At 68.2% G+C, this 17850-nt stretch carries 15 protein-coding genes, 1 pseudogene and 1 riboswitch; of the genes and pseudogenes, 7 read left to right on the top strand and 9 right to left on the bottom strand.

The window, feature by feature from the left end:
- The 4 genes and pseudogenes from QM019_RS11135 to QM019_RS11150 form a co-directional block, all read right to left on the bottom strand.
- A pseudogene (locus QM019_RS11135) lies at positions 1-150 on the bottom strand (riboflavin biosynthesis protein RibD); the annotation flags it as partial.
- Between the two features lie 106 nt (positions 151-256).
- Positions 257-405, bottom strand: a riboswitch (FMN riboswitch).
- 69 nt (positions 406-474) lie between these two features.
- Entirely contained in the window at positions 475-1698 is a 1224-nt protein-coding gene (locus QM019_RS11140; protein WP_282853049.1) for a Dyp-type peroxidase, read from the bottom strand.
- A gap of 2 nt (positions 1699-1700) precedes the next feature.
- Positions 1701-2228, bottom strand: a complete 528-nt coding sequence (locus QM019_RS11145; RefSeq protein WP_282853050.1) for a copper chaperone PCu(A)C — start codon at positions 2226-2228, stop codon at positions 1701-1703.
- A 79-nt stretch (positions 2229-2307) separates the two neighbouring features.
- Positions 2308-3012 (bottom strand): hypothetical protein, encoded by a 705-nt coding sequence (locus QM019_RS11150; protein WP_282853051.1) that lies wholly within the window; start codon positions 3010-3012, stop codon positions 2308-2310.
- A gap of 52 nt (positions 3013-3064) precedes the next feature.
- Between QM019_RS11150 and QM019_RS11155 the strand changes: the two genes are divergently transcribed.
- On the top strand, positions 3065-5623 hold the full coding sequence (locus QM019_RS11155) for a DEAD/DEAH box helicase (protein WP_282853052.1): 2559 nt from the start codon (positions 3065-3067) through the stop codon (positions 5621-5623).
- Between the two features lie 113 nt (positions 5624-5736).
- Here the strand turns inward: QM019_RS11155 and QM019_RS11160 are convergent, their stop codons facing one another.
- The 3 genes from QM019_RS11160 to QM019_RS11170 are packed head-to-tail and all read right to left on the bottom strand — an operon-like array spanning position 5737 to position 9781.
- Positions 5737-7368, bottom strand: a complete 1632-nt coding sequence (locus QM019_RS11160) for a solute symporter family protein (RefSeq protein WP_282853053.1) — start codon at positions 7366-7368, stop codon at positions 5737-5739.
- Positions 7365-7685, bottom strand: a complete 321-nt coding sequence (locus tag QM019_RS11165) for a DUF485 domain-containing protein (RefSeq protein ID WP_282853062.1) — start codon at positions 7683-7685, stop codon at positions 7365-7367. Before QM019_RS11165 ends, QM019_RS11160 begins: the two co-directional genes overlap by 4 nt.
- A 56-nt stretch (positions 7686-7741) precedes the next feature.
- Positions 7742-9781, bottom strand: coding sequence for an AMP-binding protein (locus QM019_RS11170; protein WP_282853054.1), 2040 nt, complete (start codon positions 9779-9781; stop codon positions 7742-7744).
- Between the two features lie 124 nt (positions 9782-9905).
- On the opposite strand from QM019_RS11170, the gene QM019_RS11175 reads away from it, so the two are divergent.
- From QM019_RS11175 to QM019_RS11195, 5 genes are all read left to right on the top strand, one after another.
- A complete protein-coding gene (locus QM019_RS11175) occupies positions 9906-10772 on the top strand; it encodes a LuxR C-terminal-related transcriptional regulator (protein WP_282853055.1) in 867 nt (288 codons plus the stop codon).
- Between the two features lie 108 nt (positions 10773-10880).
- On the top strand, positions 10881-11519 hold the full coding sequence (locus QM019_RS11180) for a GntR family transcriptional regulator (RefSeq protein WP_345957341.1): 639 nt from the start codon (positions 10881-10883) through the stop codon (positions 11517-11519).
- Positions 11512-13047 (top strand): MmgE/PrpD family protein, encoded by a 1536-nt coding sequence (locus QM019_RS11185; protein WP_282853056.1) that lies wholly within the window; start codon positions 11512-11514, stop codon positions 13045-13047. The genes QM019_RS11180 and QM019_RS11185 overlap by 8 nt, the downstream gene beginning before the upstream one ends.
- 9 nt (positions 13048-13056) lie before the next feature.
- Positions 13057-13956, top strand: coding sequence for a methylisocitrate lyase (gene prpB / locus QM019_RS11190; RefSeq protein ID WP_282825727.1), 900 nt, complete (start codon positions 13057-13059; stop codon positions 13954-13956).
- Positions 13957-13982: 26 nt separating this feature from the next.
- Positions 13983-15092 carry a bifunctional 2-methylcitrate synthase/citrate synthase gene (locus tag QM019_RS11195; RefSeq protein ID WP_282853057.1) on the top strand — a complete coding sequence of 370 codons (1110 nt, stop codon included), beginning with the start codon at positions 13983-13985 and terminating at the stop codon, positions 15090-15092.
- A 55-nt stretch (positions 15093-15147) separates the two neighbouring features.
- On the opposite strand, the gene QM019_RS11200 is transcribed toward QM019_RS11195, so the two are convergent.
- Together QM019_RS11200 and QM019_RS11205 are read right to left on the bottom strand one after the other, a co-directional pair.
- Entirely contained in the window at positions 15148-16176 is a 1029-nt protein-coding gene (locus tag QM019_RS11200) for a TerC/Alx family metal homeostasis membrane protein (protein ID WP_282853059.1), read from the bottom strand.
- 140 nt (positions 16177-16316) lie between these two features.
- On the bottom strand, positions 16317-16898 hold the full coding sequence (locus tag QM019_RS11205) for a histidine phosphatase family protein (RefSeq protein WP_282853060.1): 582 nt from the start codon (positions 16896-16898) through the stop codon (positions 16317-16319).
- Between the two features lie 38 nt (positions 16899-16936).
- On the opposite strand from QM019_RS11205, the gene ftsY reads away from it, so the two are divergent.
- A complete protein-coding gene (gene ftsY / locus QM019_RS11210; protein WP_282853061.1) occupies positions 16937-17818 on the top strand; it encodes a signal recognition particle-docking protein FtsY in 882 nt (293 codons plus the stop codon).
- Positions 17819-17850: the final 32 nt, after the last annotated feature.

A 17850-nucleotide genomic window follows, 5' to 3' on the forward strand; every position in this document is an offset into this window, starting at 1 on the left:
GGCGTGGGCCGTGCCCGCGCCGCGATGCCAGCCCTCGCCGAGCACCTCGCGCGGCGCCGACGCCGGGCCGGCGGCGAGCAGCACGGAGCCGACGCGCGGGTTCGGGCCGAGCTCGGGACCGCGGGCGGCGAGCTCGATGGCGCGCCGCATCGCGTCGACGGGGGTGAGTTGCACTGCGTTTCCTTCCGGTGTGGAACACCACCGGGGAAACGAGACGCGTGCACGCAATCACGCCACTGCCGAGGAAACCTCGGCAGCCATGCACCTCCCATCCAGACTTTGACTGTCGGCTCTGGAATTCCACCAGATCAGCGCGGCTCGTACACGACGCCGAGGCGTCAGGCACAGGCTGCGGTCGCGGGCTATCACCGCCGGTTCGGACTTACACCGACCCCGGAGCATGTTGCTGGCGGTAACCATACGCACCCGCACCCTGTGCCACAAGATCACCGTCGTCACATTTCGCCACGCGCGCTACGCGTCGAACAGCGCCTGCCCAGGGAATTCCCCGGTCGCCGGCGGGATCGCGAACACCGCCGAGCCGATCGGCGTCGTCCACGTGTTGAGCAGGTCGGCGTCCGCGAGGCGCTGCTGAATCGGCACGTACTGCAGCGTCGGATTCGCCTGGAACGACGCGAACAGCAGCCCCGAGTTCGAGACCTGCGCACCCCGGCCGCCCACCGCGTCCTCGCCCGCCGCGGGGGAGACGGGGAGGTCGTAGTTGTAGGGCTGGCGGAAGATGCGCTGGCTCGGGTCGTCGGGGCGCGAGCGCCGCACGTGGCTCGCCGCGTTGATCACGGTGAAGCCCTGCGGGGTGACCGCCTCAAAGTCGGGCTCGTCGTGTTCGTGCGTGCCGGTGAGCGGCGCGCCCGTGTCGAGACGGCGCCCCACCGAGGCCTCGCGGCCGGGCCGGTCGACCTCGTCCCACGTCTCGAGGTTCATCTCGATGCGGCGTAGCACGAGGCTCGTGCCGCCCTGCAGCCACCCGGGTTCGGTGATGCGCACGACCGTCTCGAACTCGGCGGTGCCCGGGGTCGGGTTCGAGGTGCCGTCGAGCTGCCCGAACAAGTTGCGCTGCGTCGTGGCGGGTTTCGCGACGCCGTGGGCGTTGCGAAACCCGTGCTGCTGCCAGCGAATTGTCGTGTACACCCGCGCATCCTTGAGCAGCATGCGCTGCGCGTGCGCGACGGCGAGCGGGTCGTCGCCGGTCACGAGCAGCAGCAGGTCACCCTCGCTCCAGTGGTCCTCGAGCGCGTCGATCGAAAAGGCCGGCAGCTGGGCGAGCCACTCGGGCCGCGCGGCGGGATTCACCCGCTCGACGAGGCCCGGCCCGAAGCCGAACGTCACCGCGAGGTTCGCGGGCTGCTCGGCGAGCTCGGGCTCCTGGTCGCCGATCGGCGCGGTGCCCCGGGTGAGGCGCGCCGCGTCGTCGTGGAGGAGCCGCAGCAGGCTCGCGATGCGGTCGCGCTCGAGCCCCGGTGCGAGGTCGAGGCCGAGGAACACGGCGTGCGCCGACTCGACGCCGAGGCCCGGCGGCAGGGATGCGTCGTTCGCCTCGCGGCGCTGCTGGCCGAGCGGCGCGGCCTCGGTGAGACGCTCGGTCAGGCGCACCCCGGCCACGCCCGCGGCCGCACCGACTCCGACGGCCGCGGCGCCGACGAGCACGTCGCGGCGCCGCGGCCCCCGAACGGCGGCCACGGCTAGTGCCCCTCGTGCCCGGACTCGGGCGCGTAGCTTTCCTCGGCGCCGGTGTACTCCTTCGCCGTCGCGGTGAAGTCGACCTCGGTGCCGTCGTCGAGGGTCAGCGTCACCGCGACCTCGTCACCGGGCTCGATCGCCGAGTCGAGGTCCATCGGCATGATGTGGTTGCCGCCCGGCTGCAGCTCGAGCGTCTCGCCGTCGGCGATCGCGAAGCCGCCCTCGATTTCTTGCATGAGGCTCGAGCCATCCGACTGCACGATCGTCTCGTGCAGCTCGGTCATCGAGGCGCCCTCGACGGTGGCCGACTCGATGACGACATCGTGGCCCGACGTGTTTTTGATCGACGCGAACACGCCGGTCATGTCGGTGTCGGTCGCCTTCACCCACGGGTCGGTGACGGTGAGGGCCGCGTCGGTGGCGCCGGCCTCGGCCTGGCTGCAGCCGGCGAGGGTCAGGGCGATCAGGCCCGCCGCGGCGAGCGCGGTGAGGGGGCGGATGGTCGTGGTGGTGGTACGGAAAATAGACATAGGGATGCTCCTGAGTGCGTAAGCGATGCGGCAGCGCCGGGGTCGTCGCGCACAGCGAGCACCCCGTCTGCCGGGGGAGCTACGCCAAGGTGCAGTGCGCGAGGAAATCGCGCGACGGCGGCCCTCGTCGCGGTGCCGACGCCACAGCGCGAGCCGCGAGCCGCGGCACCCACGGCAGCGACAGGGTCGCCGGTGCCGCGCTCGGGCGCGGCGTGAGGGCCCGCACGAGCACGAGTACGAAGGCAAAGAATTCACCGAGCGCGTCGCGCACACGCGAGAGCCGGCGCAGGATCGCCTCGCCGAAGAACAGTACGAGCGTCGTCGCGAGCGCGGCGACCCCGTGCATCGCCCACATGAACGGGGTGTCGTGGCCGAGGTGCACCGACGCCGAGGCGGAGCCCGTGTGCGCGGCGATCGCGCTCGCCATCTCGGAGTTCGACGCGTGGTGGTGCGCGTGCGCCCCGCCCCCGAGCGCCGAGGGAGCGCCGAGCGTGAAGATCGCGTGGAACGCGAACTGGCTCAGCGCGACCGAGAGCCCGAGCCGCAACCAGCTCGAGCGAATCGGGGTGAGCCAGAGCGAAAACACGTAGGCGAGGCCGAGCGGCACGAGGATGCCCGCAAGGGTTGGCAACTCGCCGCCCGCGATGAGGTGCGAGGTGAGCGCCACGAAGGTAGAGAAGGACGCCGTGACGAGCGCGAGGCGAAGCCGGCGACGGCGGATGGCGGCGCGCGCACGCGAGTCGGCGCCCGGCGCGGGCACGTTCTCGAGGCGCAGCAAACTCACAGCCCTACGATACGTCGTAACCGCGTCGGGGGCGCGTGGGATGATCGAGGGGATGCCTACCCTGCCCGAGCTCATCCCGACCCTCGCTGACCCGGGGGCACCCTACGACCCCGACCACGTCTACGACGCGATTCTCGAGTGGACGAGCGGGCGTGCAATCGACCTCTATGACGCCCAGGACGAAGCGATCGTGCACCTCGTCTCGGGCGCGAACGTCGTGCTCGCGACCCCAACCGGCACCGGCAAGTCGCTCGTCGCCATCGCGGCGCACGCGATCGCACTCGCGGAGGGCAAGCGCAGCTACTACACGGCGCCGATCAAGGCGCTCGTGAGCGAAAAGTTCTTCGCCCTCGTCGAGATCTTCGGCGCCGAGCGCGTCGGCATGGTCACCGGCGACAGCTCGGTGAACCCCGACGCACCGATCATCTGCGCGACCGCCGAGATCCTCGCGAACAAGGCCCTCCGTGACGGCGAAGGCGCCGACGTCGACCAGGTCGTGATGGACGAATTCCACTACTACGGCGACCACCAGCGCGGCTGGGCGTGGCAGGTGCCGCTGCTGCTCCTGCCGCGGGTGCAGTTTCTGCTCATGTCGGCGACGCTCGGCGACACCGACGCCCTGCGCGAAGACCTCACCCGCCGCACGGGCCGCCCCACCGAGCTCGTCGCCGGCGCGACGCGACCCGTGCCGCTGAGCTACGAATACGTGCTCACGCCCGTGCACGAGACCGTCGAGCGCCTGCTCGAGGAGCACGAGGCGCCGATCTACGTCGTGCACTTCTCGCAGAAGGAGGCGGTCGACCGTGCCCAGGCGCTCTCGAGCATCCGCGTCGCCTCGCGCGAGCAACGCGACGAGATTATCGCCGCGATGGGCGGGTTCAAGTTCACGACCGCGTTTGGCCGCAAGCTCTCGGGCTGGCTGCGGCAGGGCATCGGCGTGCACCACGCCGGCATGCTGCCGCGCTACCGGCGCCTCGTCGAGGTGCTCGCGCAGCGCGGTCTGCTCCGCGTTATCTGCGGCACCGACACCCTCGGCGTCGGCATCAACGTGCCGATCCGCTCGGTGCTCATCACCTCGCTCACGAAGTTCGACGGCACGAAGCAGCGCCATCTCTCGGCGCGCGAATTCCACCAGATCGCAGGCCGCGCAGGCCGCGCCGGTTTCGACGACCACGGCACCGTTATCGTGCAGGCCCCCGACCACGTCGTCGAGTACGAGCACGCGATGTCAAAGGCCGCCGGCGACCCGAAGAAGCAGCGAAAAGTCACGCGCCGCCAGCCGCCGCAGGGCTTCGTCAACTACACCGACAAGACCTTCGAGAAGATCGTCGCCGCCGAGCCCGAGAAGCTCTCGAGCCACATGGAAATGACCTCCTCGATGCTCATCAACGTCGTCGCCCGCGGCGGTGACGTGTTCGCGAACGTGCGTCGGCTCTGCTTCGACAATCACGAGTCGCGCTCGCGGCAGTTCGAGCTCGCGCGGCGAGCCCTCGCGCTCGGCCGCACCCTGCTTGACGCGGGCATCATCGAGGTCGATTACCTCGAGCCGGCGCCCGGCACCTCGCGCCCGAGCCTTCACCTCACCGTCGATCTGCAGCCGAACTTTGCGCTGAACCAGCCGCTGTCGCCGTTCGCGATCGCGGTGCTTGACGTGCTCGACCCGACCGTCGAGACCGACAGCAAGACCGACGAGGTCGGCAGCGGCCACTACGCGCTCGACGTCGTCAGCGTCGTCGAGTCGATCCTCGACGACCCACGCCCGATTCTCATGGCGCAGCAGCGCAAGGCCCGCGGCGAGGCGATCGCCGCGATGAAAGCCGATGGGCTCGACTACAACGAGCGGATGGAGCGGGTCGAGGAGATCAGCTGGCCGAAGCCGCTCGAGGAGCTGCTCGAGCAGAGCTACGAGCAGTTCGCCGAGGGGCAGCCGTGGGCCCGCGACTTCGACCTCGCCCCGAAGACCGTCGTGCGCGACATGTACGAGCGGGCGATGAGCTTCGCTGAGTTCACCGGCTACTACGACCTCGCCCGCGCCGAGGGCGTCGTGCTGCGCTACCTCAGCGACGCCTACCGCACGCTGCAGCACTCGGTGCCGTCGGATCGCCTTACCGACGAACTCGAATCGATCATTGAGTGGCTCGGCGAGCTGATTCGCCAGGTCGATTCGAGCCTCGTCGACGAGTGGGCCGAGCTCGTGGCGCCGACGGATGCGCAGGGCCAGCCGGTGCTGCCGCCGTCGCCCCCGAGCGTGGTCACGAACCGCCGCGCGTTCACCGTGCTCGTGCGCAACGAGCTCTGGCGGCGCGTGCAGCTCGCCGCCCTCGAACGCGACGACGAACTCGAGAAGCTCGACCCTGAGCTCGGCTGGCCCGAGATCCTCGACGACTATTACGCCACGTACGACGACATCAATATTGACGGCGCCGCACGCTCGCCGCAGCTGTGCCGCATCGACACGAGCCGCGAGCGCGAGGGCATCTGGCTCGTCGAGCAGACGATCGACGACCCGGAACACCATCACGACTGGCGCATCCGAGCCGAGGTCGACCTCACCGCATCCGCGGAGGAAGGCGAGGCCATCGTGCGCCTAACCGAGGTGGTCGAGCTGTGAGCCTGTTCGCGGAGCCGCGGCAGGGCATCCGAACCTGCTGCGAACGCCGAGCGGCCCCCGCAAACGCGGGGGCCGCTCGGCGTTCGGGCCGCTTGCCGAAGCAAGCCGGCTAGCTAGTGGTGCACGGGCGGCTCAGCGCCGTGGCCGGTGAGGGCGCGTACCTCCATCTCGGCCGCAAGGCGAGGGTCCTCCCGCTGCCGCGAGGTGACCGAGCCGAGCCAGCCGAGGAAGAAGCCGAGCGGAATTGAGATGATGCCAGGGTTCGACAGCGGGAACCACGCGAAGTCGACGCCCGCGCCGAGCAGCGAGGTCTCGGAGCCCGAGACGACGTGCGAGAACGTGATGAGCACGAGCGCCGAGATGAGGCCGCCGTACATGCTCCACACCGCGCCGCGGGTGGTGAAGCCTTTCCAGTAGAGCGAGTAGAAGATCGTCGGCAGGTTTGCCGACGCGGCGACCGCGAAGGCGAGGGCGACGAGGAACGCGATGTTCTGCCCCTGCACGCCGATGCCGCCGGCGATCGCGACGATGCCGAGCACCACCACGGTGACCTTGCCGACGCGCACCTCGTCTTCGGGTGCGGCCTTGCCGCGTTTGATGACGTTGCCGTAGATGTCGTGGGCGAAGGATGCGGCGGCCGTGATGGCGAGGCCCGCGACAACCGCGAGGATGGTCGCGAATGCGATCGCCGAGACGACGCCAAGCAGGATCGGCCCGCCGAGCTCGAGCGCGAGCAGCGGGGCCGCCGAGTTCACCTTGCCGGGCGCGGCCGCGATGGTCTCAGGGCCGACGAGCGCCGCGGCACCGTAGCCGAGCACGAGCGTGAAGACGTAGAACGCGCCGATGAGCCAGATGGCCCAGACAACCGACTTGCGGGCCTCCTTCGCGGTGGGCACCGTGTAGAAGCGCATGAGCACGTGCGGCAGGCCTGCCGTGCCGAGCACGAGGGCCATGCCGAGTGAGAGGAAGTCGAGCGGGTTGGTGCCGTACTGGAGGCCCGGCGCGAGGATCGCGGCGCCATTCGATGATGCCTCGATGGCGCGGTCTAACACGGCGCTGAGGTTGAAGCCGTTGAGCACGAGCACCCAGATCGTCATCGCGAATGCGGCGCCGATGAGCAGCCATGCCTTGATGATCTGCACCCAGGTGGTGCCCTTCATGCCACCGATGAGCACGTAGACGATCATGAGCACGCCGACAACGGCGACGACGATGCTCTGGCCGAGCCTGTCGTCGATGCCGAGCAGCAGCGAGACGAGACCGCCCGCGCCGGCCATCTGTGCGAGCAGGTAGAACAGTGTCACGGCGAGCGTCGTGATCGCCGCCGCCATGCGCACAGGACGCTGCTTGAGTCGGAACGAGAGCACGTCGGCCATCGTGAACTTGCCGGTGTTACGCATGAGCTCAGCGACGAGTAGCAGCGCGACGAGCCACGCGACGAGGAAGCCGATCGAGTAGAGGAAGCCGTCATAGCCGTTGATAGCGATGGCGCCGACAATGCCGAGGAACGACGCGGCCGAGAGGTAGTCGCCCGAGATTGCGAAGCCATTCTGGGTACCCGAGAACGAGCGGCCGCCGGCGTAGAAGTCGGCCGCCGAGCGGGAGTTGCGGCTCGCGCGGATCACGATGAACAAAGTGATGCCCACGAACACGACGAAGATCGAGATGTTGAGCACCGGGTTGTTTTCGACGGTGGTCACGGTGTCGGCGAGCACGGTGCCGACGTTGCTGAAGAACTCATTCATCGGGCGTTCCCTTCGATGGTGCCGGCGCCAACCTCAATGTCTTCGAGCTCGCCTCGGAGGTCCTCTGCGACCGGGTCGAGCTTGCGGTTCGCGAAGCGGACGTAGAGCGTCGTGATCGTGAAGGTCGTGACGAACTGCAGTAGACCGAGGATCAAGCCGACGTTGATGTTGCCGAACACGGGCGTCGCCATGAAGTCGTGCGCGTAGGCGCCGAGCAGCACGTAGACGAAGTACCACACGAGAAAGAAGATCGTCATGGGGAAGACGAAGGAGCGCTGCCTCCGCCGGTGCCCCTGGAATTTTTCGGACGCTTGCATGGCGACGTAGTCGACCGGCGATGGTGTTGCCGATTCTGGATGGGACACTGATCCTCCTAGTTGTCGTCGTCCGCCTCGTTGCGAACGACTTCGATTGGTGTGGTAAACATGTCGGTGGCGGCGCCGGACGGGTCGGCAAGGCCGAGGGCGCGCACGTCGTCGAGCACGCTCGCATCCTCGATCGTCGCGGGCACGCGGATCTCGGCCTCGCCATCGAGAATCTGCCGGATGGTCTTGCGCAGCACCTTGCCCGAGCGGGTCTTCGGCAAGCGCGGCACGACGGCGACCTCGCGGAACGCGGCGACGGGGCCGATGTGCTCGCGCACGAGCGCAACGAGCTCGCGGCGGAGCGCATCCGGGTCGATGTTTGTGCCGTGCTTCAGTGTGACGAGGCCGTACGCGCGCTGGCCCTTGAGCGTGTCGGTGACGCCGACGACGGCGGCCTCGGCGACCGCCTCGTGGCGCGCGAGCACCTCCTCGAGCGAGCCGGTCGAGAGCCGGTGCCCGGCGACGTTGATGACGTCGTCGGTGCGGCCCATGATGAAGACGTAGCCGTCGTCGTCGACATAGCCCGAGTCGCCGGTCGCGTAGTAGCCGGGGAACGCGTCGAGGTACGAGGTGCGCATCCGCTCGGGGTTGCCCCACACGCCGCGCAGATAGCCCGGCGGCAGCGGCAGGCGCAGCGCGATGTTGCCCTCGACGCCGGGGCGATCGATCTCGTGGCCCTGCCCGTCAAGCACCCGCAGCTGCACGCCGGGGCTCGGCAGCGCGGTCGAGCCGGGCTTTGCCGGGAGGAGCTCGGTGCCTCGCGGGTTCGCGCAGATCGCCCAGCCTGTTTCGGTCTGCCACCAGTGGTCAATGACCGGGCAGTCGAGCCCGTCGTTCGCCCAGTGGTAGGTCTCGGGGTCGAGGCGCTCGCCGGCGAGGAAGAGCGCCTCGAGGCTCGTGAGGTCGTGGCGTGCGGCACCCGTGAGTTGCGGATCCTCGCGGCGGATCGCGCGCACGGCGGTCGGCGCCGTGAAGAGCGCCTTGACGCCGTACTGCTCGACGACGCGGAAGAACGCGCTGGCGTCGGGCGTGCCGACGGGCTTGCCCTCGTAGAGCACGGTTGTCGCGCCGACGAGCAGCGGAGCGTAGACGATGTAGCTGTGCCCGACGACCCAGCCGACGTCGGAGGCGCACCAGAACACGTCGCCCGGGCCGATGTCGTAGATCGCGCCCATCGAGCGCGCGAGCGCGACGGCGTGGCCGCCGGTGTCCCGCACGACGCCCTTCGGCGTGCCGGTGGTGCCGGAGGTGTAGAGAATGTAGGAGGGATGCGCCGACGGCACGAATACGGGCTCGGCGGGCTCGGCGGCAGTCTCGGCCTCGACCCAGTCGAGGTAGCGCACGGCTCCACCGTCGTAGTCGGAGGCCGAACCGGGCACGCTCGGGCGGCGGGTGACGATGACCGCCTCGACCGAGTCGCCGGCGAGCTCGAGCGCGCGCTCGACGATCGGCAGGTACTCGATCGTGCGGCCCGGCTCGAAGCCACCGTTCGTCGTCACGAGCAGCTTCGGCTGCGCATCCGCGATGCGCAGCGCGAGCTCGGGCGCCGCGAAGCCGCCGAACACGACCGAATGCACGGCGCCGAGGCGGGCGCAGGCGAGCATCGCGACGATCGCCTCGGGAATCATCGGCAGGTAGATGAGCACGCGATCGCCTGCGGTGACGCCGTGGTCGCGCAGCACGCCCGCGAACTTCGCGGTGCGCTCGAGCAGTTCGGCGTAGGTGAGCGAGCGTTGGCTGCCGGTCATCGCCGAGTCGTAGATGACGGCCGTGCGGTCACCGTGACCGGCCGCGACGTGCCGGTCGAGGGCGTTCACGCTCGCGTTCAGGCTGCCGTCGGGAAACCAGGTCCATTCGTCATCGCTCGGCTGCTCGAGGGCGACGGTGGGCGGAGTCTGCCAGTCGAGCAGCTGTGCGGCCTCGAGCCAAAATTGGTTCGGGTCGTCGATGCTGCGCTGCCAAGTGGCGCGGGCCGCTCCGGGGGTTTCGGCTGCTTGGTTTCCGTTGGCCGGGGTTGCCGGCGCGGTCGGAATAGGGGGATTGGTCATCCAGAACTCCTGACGATTCGCGTCATTGCGAAATATGTATGCGCATCGGTGCGCAACGTCGACATCAAACTAGGCATTCGGTACGCTGCCCACTACCTCCGAAAGTTGGTAACGAACGATGAACATGCAACGGCGCAGTGTTGTCTCCGAATACGAACTCCTCGAACAGGCCCTCGAGGAATTTCAACGCAGAAGTGGCCTCTCGCTGGTCTTTGGGGGCATTGCGAGCGAAGACGGGGTGCAGGTGACGGCACTGCGCGGCCAGCTCACGGGCACCATGGCCGGGCTGCACGTGCGCACCGAACGCGGCCTCGGCGGCCGCGTCATCGCCGAACGCCGGCCGCAGCTCACGACGCATTACGGCAAGTCGCGCTCGATCACGCACGACTACGACCGTGCAGTGCTCGGCGAGGGCGTGCGCTCGTTGCTCGCGGTGCCCGTCGAGGTTGACGGCGCGATGCGGGCCGTGCTCTACGGCGGGCAACGGGCGGATGCGCCGGTCGGCGACGTCTCGATCGTGCCGGCTGAGCGAGCGGCGGCCGAGCTGCGGCGCAAGCTTGCGGCGCGAGATGCGGTGCGACGGGCCCGCGAGCAAGCCGAACTTGCGCGCGCCGCCGAAACCAAGCCCATCCCGCTGCCGATCGCGCAGCTCGAACAACTGCGGGAAAGCTACGCCGAGCTGCGCGCGATTAGCGCCGACGTCACCGATGCACAGCTGCGACACCGGCTCGAGGCACTCGAACACCAGCTGCTCGGCATCGCTCACCCCGAATTCGGGGCCGACTCCGCCGACCGCCCAACGCTCTCGCCGCGCGAACTCGATGTGCTCGGCTACGTCGCGCTCGGTTGGCGCAACGCCTCGATCGCCGAGGCCCTCGGGCTCACGCAGTCGACGGTGAAGAGCTATCTGGGCTCGGTAATGCAGAAGCTCGGGCAGCCCTCGCGCTCAGCCGCCGTCACCGCGGCGCGGCGGGCTGGGCTGTTGCCGTAATCCACTAGTGCATGCACAGTCTAAGAAATCATGTGGTGAACTTCCGGAAATAGCGATTAATGTATACATAAACGGAGTGAGGGGGTTGCGATGCGAGCGAGTGAACGCGTGTATGCAACGCTTCGCGAGGAGATCCTCGACGGCGTGCTCGAGCCCGGCACCCAGCTCGCCGAGGTCGAACAGGGCAAGCGCCTCGGCGTGAGCCGCACCCCCGTACGCGAGGCGCTCAACCGGCTCACCTCCGACGGACTCGTGCAGGCGCTCTCGCCGCGCGTCCTCGTCGTCGCCGAGCTGAGTGAAGCGCGCATCCGCACACTCTACGAACTGCGCCGCGTACTCGAGACGAGCGCCGCCGCGCTCGCGGCCGAGCGGGGCAATGCTGCCGTGTTCACCGAGCTGCGCGCCCGCATCGAGGCGGCGCCGCGGCTGCTCGACGCGGGGGAGTCCGGCATCGCGCCGTACTTCGAGGTCGTCGACGCGCTCGACGAAGCGATCGCCGACGGCCTCGACAACCCCTATCTCGCCTCGGCGCTCGCGAGCGCACGGCTCCACTCCGCGCGCATCCGTCGCCTCGCGAGCCACGACCCGAACCGCCTCCGCGAAGCCGCCGCCGAGCACCTGCTCGTCGTCGACGCGATTCTCGCGCGCGATGCGCAGCTCGCCGCGCACGCGACCCACGTCCACCTGCACCGAAGCCTCAACAGCGCCCTCGCGCGCAGCACCGACCGAAAGGACACCAGTGCGTAACCACGAAGTTCGCGTCCACCGATCCGAAGAGAACCTCGCCCGCGAAGACCAGCTCGCGTGGAAGCTCGCCGAAGTCGCCGCCGACCCCGTCGAAGTGAGCGAGGAGGTCACCGACATGGTGATCAACCGCGTCATCGACAACGCCTCGGTCGCCGCCGCCTCGCTTAACCGCGCGCCGATCGTCGCCGCGCGCGGGCAGGCGACCGCGCATCCCGTCTCACGTCACGGCGAGGGTGCGACCGTGTTCGGCCTCGACGCGGGCGAACGCACGAGCCCCGAGTGGGCCGCCTGGGCGAACGGCGTCGCCGTGCGCGAGCTCGACTTCCACGACACCTTCCTCGCGGCCGAGTACTCGCACCCGGGCGACAACATTCCGCCGATTCTTGCGGTGGCGCAGCACCTCGCGGCGGACCGCGGCCTGACCGGGCGCGACCTCGTGCGCGGCATCGCCACCGGCTACGAGGTGCAGGTCGACCTCGTGAAGGGCATCTCGCTGCACAAGCACAAGATCGACCACGTCGCCCACCTCGGCCCGTCGGCCGCGGCCGGCATCGGCACCCTGCTCGGCCTCGACGCCGAGACGATCTTCCAGGCCGTCGGCCAGGCGCTGCACACGACCACCGCGACGCGGCAGTCGCGCAAGGGCGAGATCTCGACCTGGAAGGCGCACGCGCCCGCGTTCGCCGGCAAGATGGCGGTTGAGTCGGTCGATCGCGCGATGCGCGGCCAGACGAGCCCGACGCCGATCTACGAGGGCGAGGATGGTGTCGTCGCGTGGCTGCTCGACGGCCCGGAGGGGCGCTACACCGTGCCACTGCCCGAGGCGGGCGAGGCGAAGCGCGCGATCCTCGACACCTACACGAAGGAGCACTCGGCCGAGTACCAGGCGCAGGCCTGGATCGATCTTGCGCGCAAGCTGCACCACGCGCATCCCGAGCTCGTCGAGCACCCCGAGCGCATCGAGTCAGTGCGCATCGAGACCTCACACCACACGCACTACGTCATCGGCTCGGGCGCGAACGACCCGCAAAAGTACGACCCGACGGCGTCGCGCGAGACGCTCGACCACTCGATTCCGTTCATCTTCACGGTGGCGCTGCAGGACGGCACGTGGCACCACGTCGACTCGTACTCGCCCGAGCGTGCGGCGCGTCCCGACACCGTCGAACTGTGGCAGAAGGTCACTACGGTTGAGGACCCGGAGTGGACCCGTCGCTATCACTCACTCGACATCAGCGAGAAGGCCTTCGGCGGCGCGGTCGTAATTCGCCTCGCTGACGGCACCGAGATTCGCGACGAGATCGCGGTCGCCGACGCGCATCCGCTCGGCGCCCGGCCGTTCGCCCGGGAACAATACGCGCAGAAGTTCCGCACGCTCGCCGCCGACGTGCTCGAGGCGAGCGAGATCGAGCGCTTCCTCGACGTCGCGCAGCGCCTGCCCGAGCTCGGGGCGGATGAACTCGGTCTCCTCACGATCGTGGCGGCGCCGGGCAAGCTCGTCACCCCGCCCGACACAGCCATCTTCTAGGAGGCCGACGTGCTCTACGCATCCACCTCGCCCGCCGACAAGCGCGCGGCGTTTCGCGAGCGGCTCGCCTCGGGCGAGCTGCTGCAGTTCCCCGGCGCCTTCAACCCGCTCTCGGCGCGGCTCATTGAGCGCAAGGGATTCGACGGCGTCTACGTGTCGGGCGCCGTGCTCGCGGCCGATCTTGGGCTGCCCGATATCGGCCTCACGACCCTGAGCGAGGTCGCGGGGCGGGGCAAGCAGATCGCCCGCATGACCGAGCTGCCAACGATCATCGATGCCGACACGGGTTTCGGCGAGCCGATGAACGTGGCGCGCAGCATCCAGGAGCTCGAGGACGCGGGGCTCGCCGGCGCCCACATCGAGGACCAAATCAACCCGAAGCGGTGCGGACACCTCGACGGCAAGCAGGTCGTCGACGACGACACCGCGATCAAGCGCATCCGCGCCGCGGTCGACGCGCGCCGCGACCCGAACTTCCTCGTCATGGCGCGCACCGACATCCGCGCCGCCGAGGGGCTCGACGCGGCCCTCGACCGCGCGAAGGCGCTCGTTGATGCCGGTGCTGACGCGATCTTCCCCGAGGCAATGCGCACGCTCGAGGAGTTCGCGGCGATGCGCGCGGCTGTCGACGTGCCCCTGCTCGCGAACATGACCGAGTTCGGCAAGAGCGAGCTGTTCTCGGTCGACGAACTGCGCGACGTCGGCATGAACCTCGTGATCTGGCCCGTGTCGATGCTGCGCATCTCGATGGGCGCGACCGAGCGTGCGCTCGACGAACTCAGGCAAACCGGACATCTGCGCGGGAAGCTGGGAGAGATGCAGCACCGTGCGGAGTTGTACGAGCTCATCGATTACGAGGCGTACAACCACTTCGATACGTCGATCTTTAACTTCCGCGTCGAGCGGTAGCCCCGAACGCCGCAAAGGAGCGAGCTATGGAAGCCAAGGAAATTTACAAGGGTCTCGCCGGTGTACCGGTCGACTACACCGCCATCTCGAAGGTGAATGCCGAGACGAATTCGCTGCTCTATCGCGGGTATCCGGTGCAGGAGTTGGCCGAGCGCTGCGCGTTCGAGGAGGTCGCGCTGCTGCTCTGGCACGGCGAGCTGCCGACCGCGGATGCGCTGGCCGAGTTCACCGCCTTTGAGCGCGCGAACCGCGCGCTCCCCGAGCGAGTCCAGCAGCTCATCGACGATCTGCCCGTGACGTCGCATCCGATGGATGTCGTGCGCACGGCGGTGTCGGTGTTCGGGGCGCTCGACGAGACGACCGAAGACAACTCCGAGGCCGCGAACCTGCTCAAGTCGAAGCGGCTGTTCGCGGCGCTGCCCGCGGTCGTCGCGTACGACCAGCGGCGCCGCCGCGGCGAGGCGCTCGTCGAGCCGCGAGATGACCTCGACTACGCGCAGAACTTCCTCTGGATGGCCTTCGGTGAGGAAGCCGCGCCCGAGGTGGTCGACGCATTCCGCGTGTCGATGGTGCTCTACGCGGAGCACTCGTTCAACGCCTCGACGTTCACGGCTCGGGTGATCGCGTCGACGACGGCCGACCTCTACAGCGCGGTCACTGGCGCCATCGGCGCGCTCAAGGGCGCGCTGCACGGCGGTGCGAACGAGGCCGTGATGCACGCGTTCGAGGAGATCGGTTCGGCCGAGAACGTCGTGCCGTGGCTCGACGACGCGCTCGAAAATAAGCGCAAGATCATGGGCTTCGGTCACCGCGTCTACAAGCACGGCGACTCGCGCGTGCCGACGATGCAGGCGGCGATGGAACGCATGATCGCGTACTACGGGCGTGAGGACATGCTCGAGCTCTACCGTACGCTCGCGGGGGAGTTCCTTGAACGTAAGGGCATTTACCCGAACCTCGACTACCCGGCCGGGCCGACGTATCACCTCATGGGCTTCGACACCCAGACGTTCACGCCGCTATTCGTCGCGGCCCGCGTCACGGGCTGGACGGCGCACGTGCTCGAACAAAACGCGAGCAACGCGCTCATCCGCCCCCTCTCGGTCTACAACGGCCCAGAAGAACGCCACCTCTAACCTCAAGAAGGAGGCCCCCGCCACGGCGGGGGCCTCCTTCCTGAGGTTCCGGGGGTTATTTGGTGTCGACTCCGTCGGCGGCCGGGGTGGCCTCGACGGCGTCGTTCTCGTCTTCCGGGTTGAGCTTCGAGTAGATGAGCGACGCGATGACCGCGATGAGCAGCACGCCGAAGATGTAGACGAGCGAGAACCAAGTTGGAATTTCGGGCACCCACATGACGGGCTCGCCGCCGTTGATGAACGGCACCTCGTTGACGTGCAGCGCGTGGAACACGAGCTTCACACCGATGAACGTGAGGATGAACGCGAGGCCCAGATCGAGGTACTTGAGGCGCGCGAGCAGGCCGTCGAGCAGGAAGTAGAGCTGGCGCAGGCCGAGCAGCGCGAGCGCGTTCGCCATGAAGACGAGGTACGGCTCCTGCGTGATGCCGAAGATCGCGGGAATGGAGTCGAGCGCGAACAGCAGGTCGGTGAATCCGAGCGACACGATGACGAGCACGAGCGGCGTGAAGACCTTCTTGCCGTTCTCGACGACGGTCCACTTGTCGCCGTTGTAGTGCTCCGAGGCGGGGATGACGCGCTTCACATGACGCACCCAGCCGGGCATCTCGGGGTCGGAGTCGTCGAACGAGTCGATGAACTGCTTGACGCCGATGTAGAGCAGCCATGCACCGAATAAGTAGAACACCCAGGCCCAGGCCTCGAGCACCCAGGCACCCGCGATGATGAAGATTGTGCGCAGCACGAGGGCGATCGCGATGCCGAGTAGCAGCACCTTCTGCTGGGCGATCTTCGGCACCTGAAAGCTGATCATGATCAGCAGGAACACGAAGAGGTTGTCGACGCTGAGCGCCTTCTCGGTGAAGTAACCGGTGATGAAGTCACCCGCGTGCGCCCAGTCCCATTGCCAGGCAACGAGGAACATGAAGCCGAACGAGAGCACGATGTAGAAGATCGACCAGAAGCCGGCTTCCTTCATCGAGGGCACGTGGGCGTGGCGCACGTGCGAGTAGAAGTCAAAGAAGAAGAACCCGACGATGACCGCAATGCTGATCGCCCAGATCCAAATATCGACGTGATTCATGAAGCCTCCAGAAGGTTCGTTGAACGTTCTGAAGGTCTCTTCCGCCGCGACTGCGACCAACGTTCCCGGATGAAACTCCGTGTTTCACCGTGATGACGAGAACGCTGAGGAGGAATACTCCCCTTCAACATCGCCCAAGGTTACACGCTGTGCGTCAGTTCCGCAGCCACGGGGTACCCGTTCGCGAGTCGCACGCGGAAGCCGTGCCGCGCAGCCGGGTCGGTCTCGAGCACGGTGAGCGCGAGGTTGTTGATGGCGGGCGAGGCGACCGTGAGTAGGTCGTTGAGCAGCAGCCGCACGACGGTGCCGTGCGTGACGATGAGGGCATCGGATGCGCAGCTCGCGGTCACGTGCTCGAGGGCCCGGTAGGTGCGCGCAAGCACCGCCGCGACGGGCTCGACGGTCGGATGGTCGGCGAGGCGCCGCGTGCCGTCGGGCAGGAACACGGTCTCGCCCTCGAGGTCGCCGAAGCTGCGCTCGACGACGTCGGGCAGCGGGGTGGGCTCGCCGAGCCCGGTGATGCGGCCGAGCTCGGTCGCGGTCTGCGTCGTGCGCGTCAGCGGTGAGCAGAACAGCGCGCTCCACGGCTGCCCGTCGAGCAGAACTGCGGTGCGTCGCGCCTGGTCGTAGCCGGTGTCGTTGAGCGGGATGTCGCTCATGCCCTGGAACAGGGCCTTTCGGTTCCACTCGGTTTCGCCGTGCCTGATCAGCCCAATTCGCATGCCTCTAAGGTACGGCCCGCCCGGCTAGGCTTGGCTCCATGGCGGAACGCAAACCCTGGTCTCTCGGAAACGCCCTGCGCGGCATGTTCGCACGACGCACGATCGACGAATCCACGTGGGAAGACCTCGAGGATGCGCTGCTCACGGCTGACTTCGGGCCCGACATCACCGACGAGATTGTCGACGAGCTGCGCGCCCAGGTCGCGCACCACCAGACGACGGATGCGCGCGACCTTCGCCGCATGCTCAGCGAGGTCATCGAGGAGCGCCTCTCGAAGTTCGACACGACGCTGAACCTCTCGGCGCGGCCCGCCGTCACGCTCATGGTCGGCGTCAACGGTGTCGGCAAGACGACGACGATCGGCAAGTTCGCGCGCTTCCTGCGCAACTTCGACCGCACGGTCGTGGTCGGTGCGGCCGATACCTTCCGCGCCGCGGCGGTCGAGCAGCTCGACACGTGGGCGATGCGCGCCGATGTGCGCATCGTGCGGCCGCAGCAGTTCGGCCAAGACCCGGCATCCGTCGCCTACCAGACCGTCGAGATCGCGATGCGCGACGGCATCGAGATGGCGATCATCGACACTGCCGGTCGCCTGCAGACGAAAGCTGGCCTCATGGACGAGCTTAAGAAGGTGCACCGCGTCGTCGAGAAGCTCACACCCGTGAGCGAGGTGTTGCTCGTGCTCGACGCCACGACCGGCCAAAATGGCGTGCAGCAGGCCGAGGCCTTCATTGAATACGCCGGTGTGACGGGCCTCGTCATCACGAAGCTCGACGGTTCGGCCAAGGGCGGATTCGTGCTCGCTGTGCAGGAGCGCACCGGGCTGCCGATCAAGCTGATCGGCACGGGCGAGGGCATCAACGACCTCACCGGTTTCACTCCGCATGTCTTCGCCGAACAGCTGCTCGCCGACGCGTAGGGTCACCGAGCGCAGAAACGAGCGGCGGGGGC

The organism is Gulosibacter sediminis (assembly GCF_030011715.1).
Taxonomy (GTDB): domain Bacteria; phylum Actinomycetota; class Actinomycetes; order Actinomycetales; family Microbacteriaceae; genus Gulosibacter; species Gulosibacter sediminis.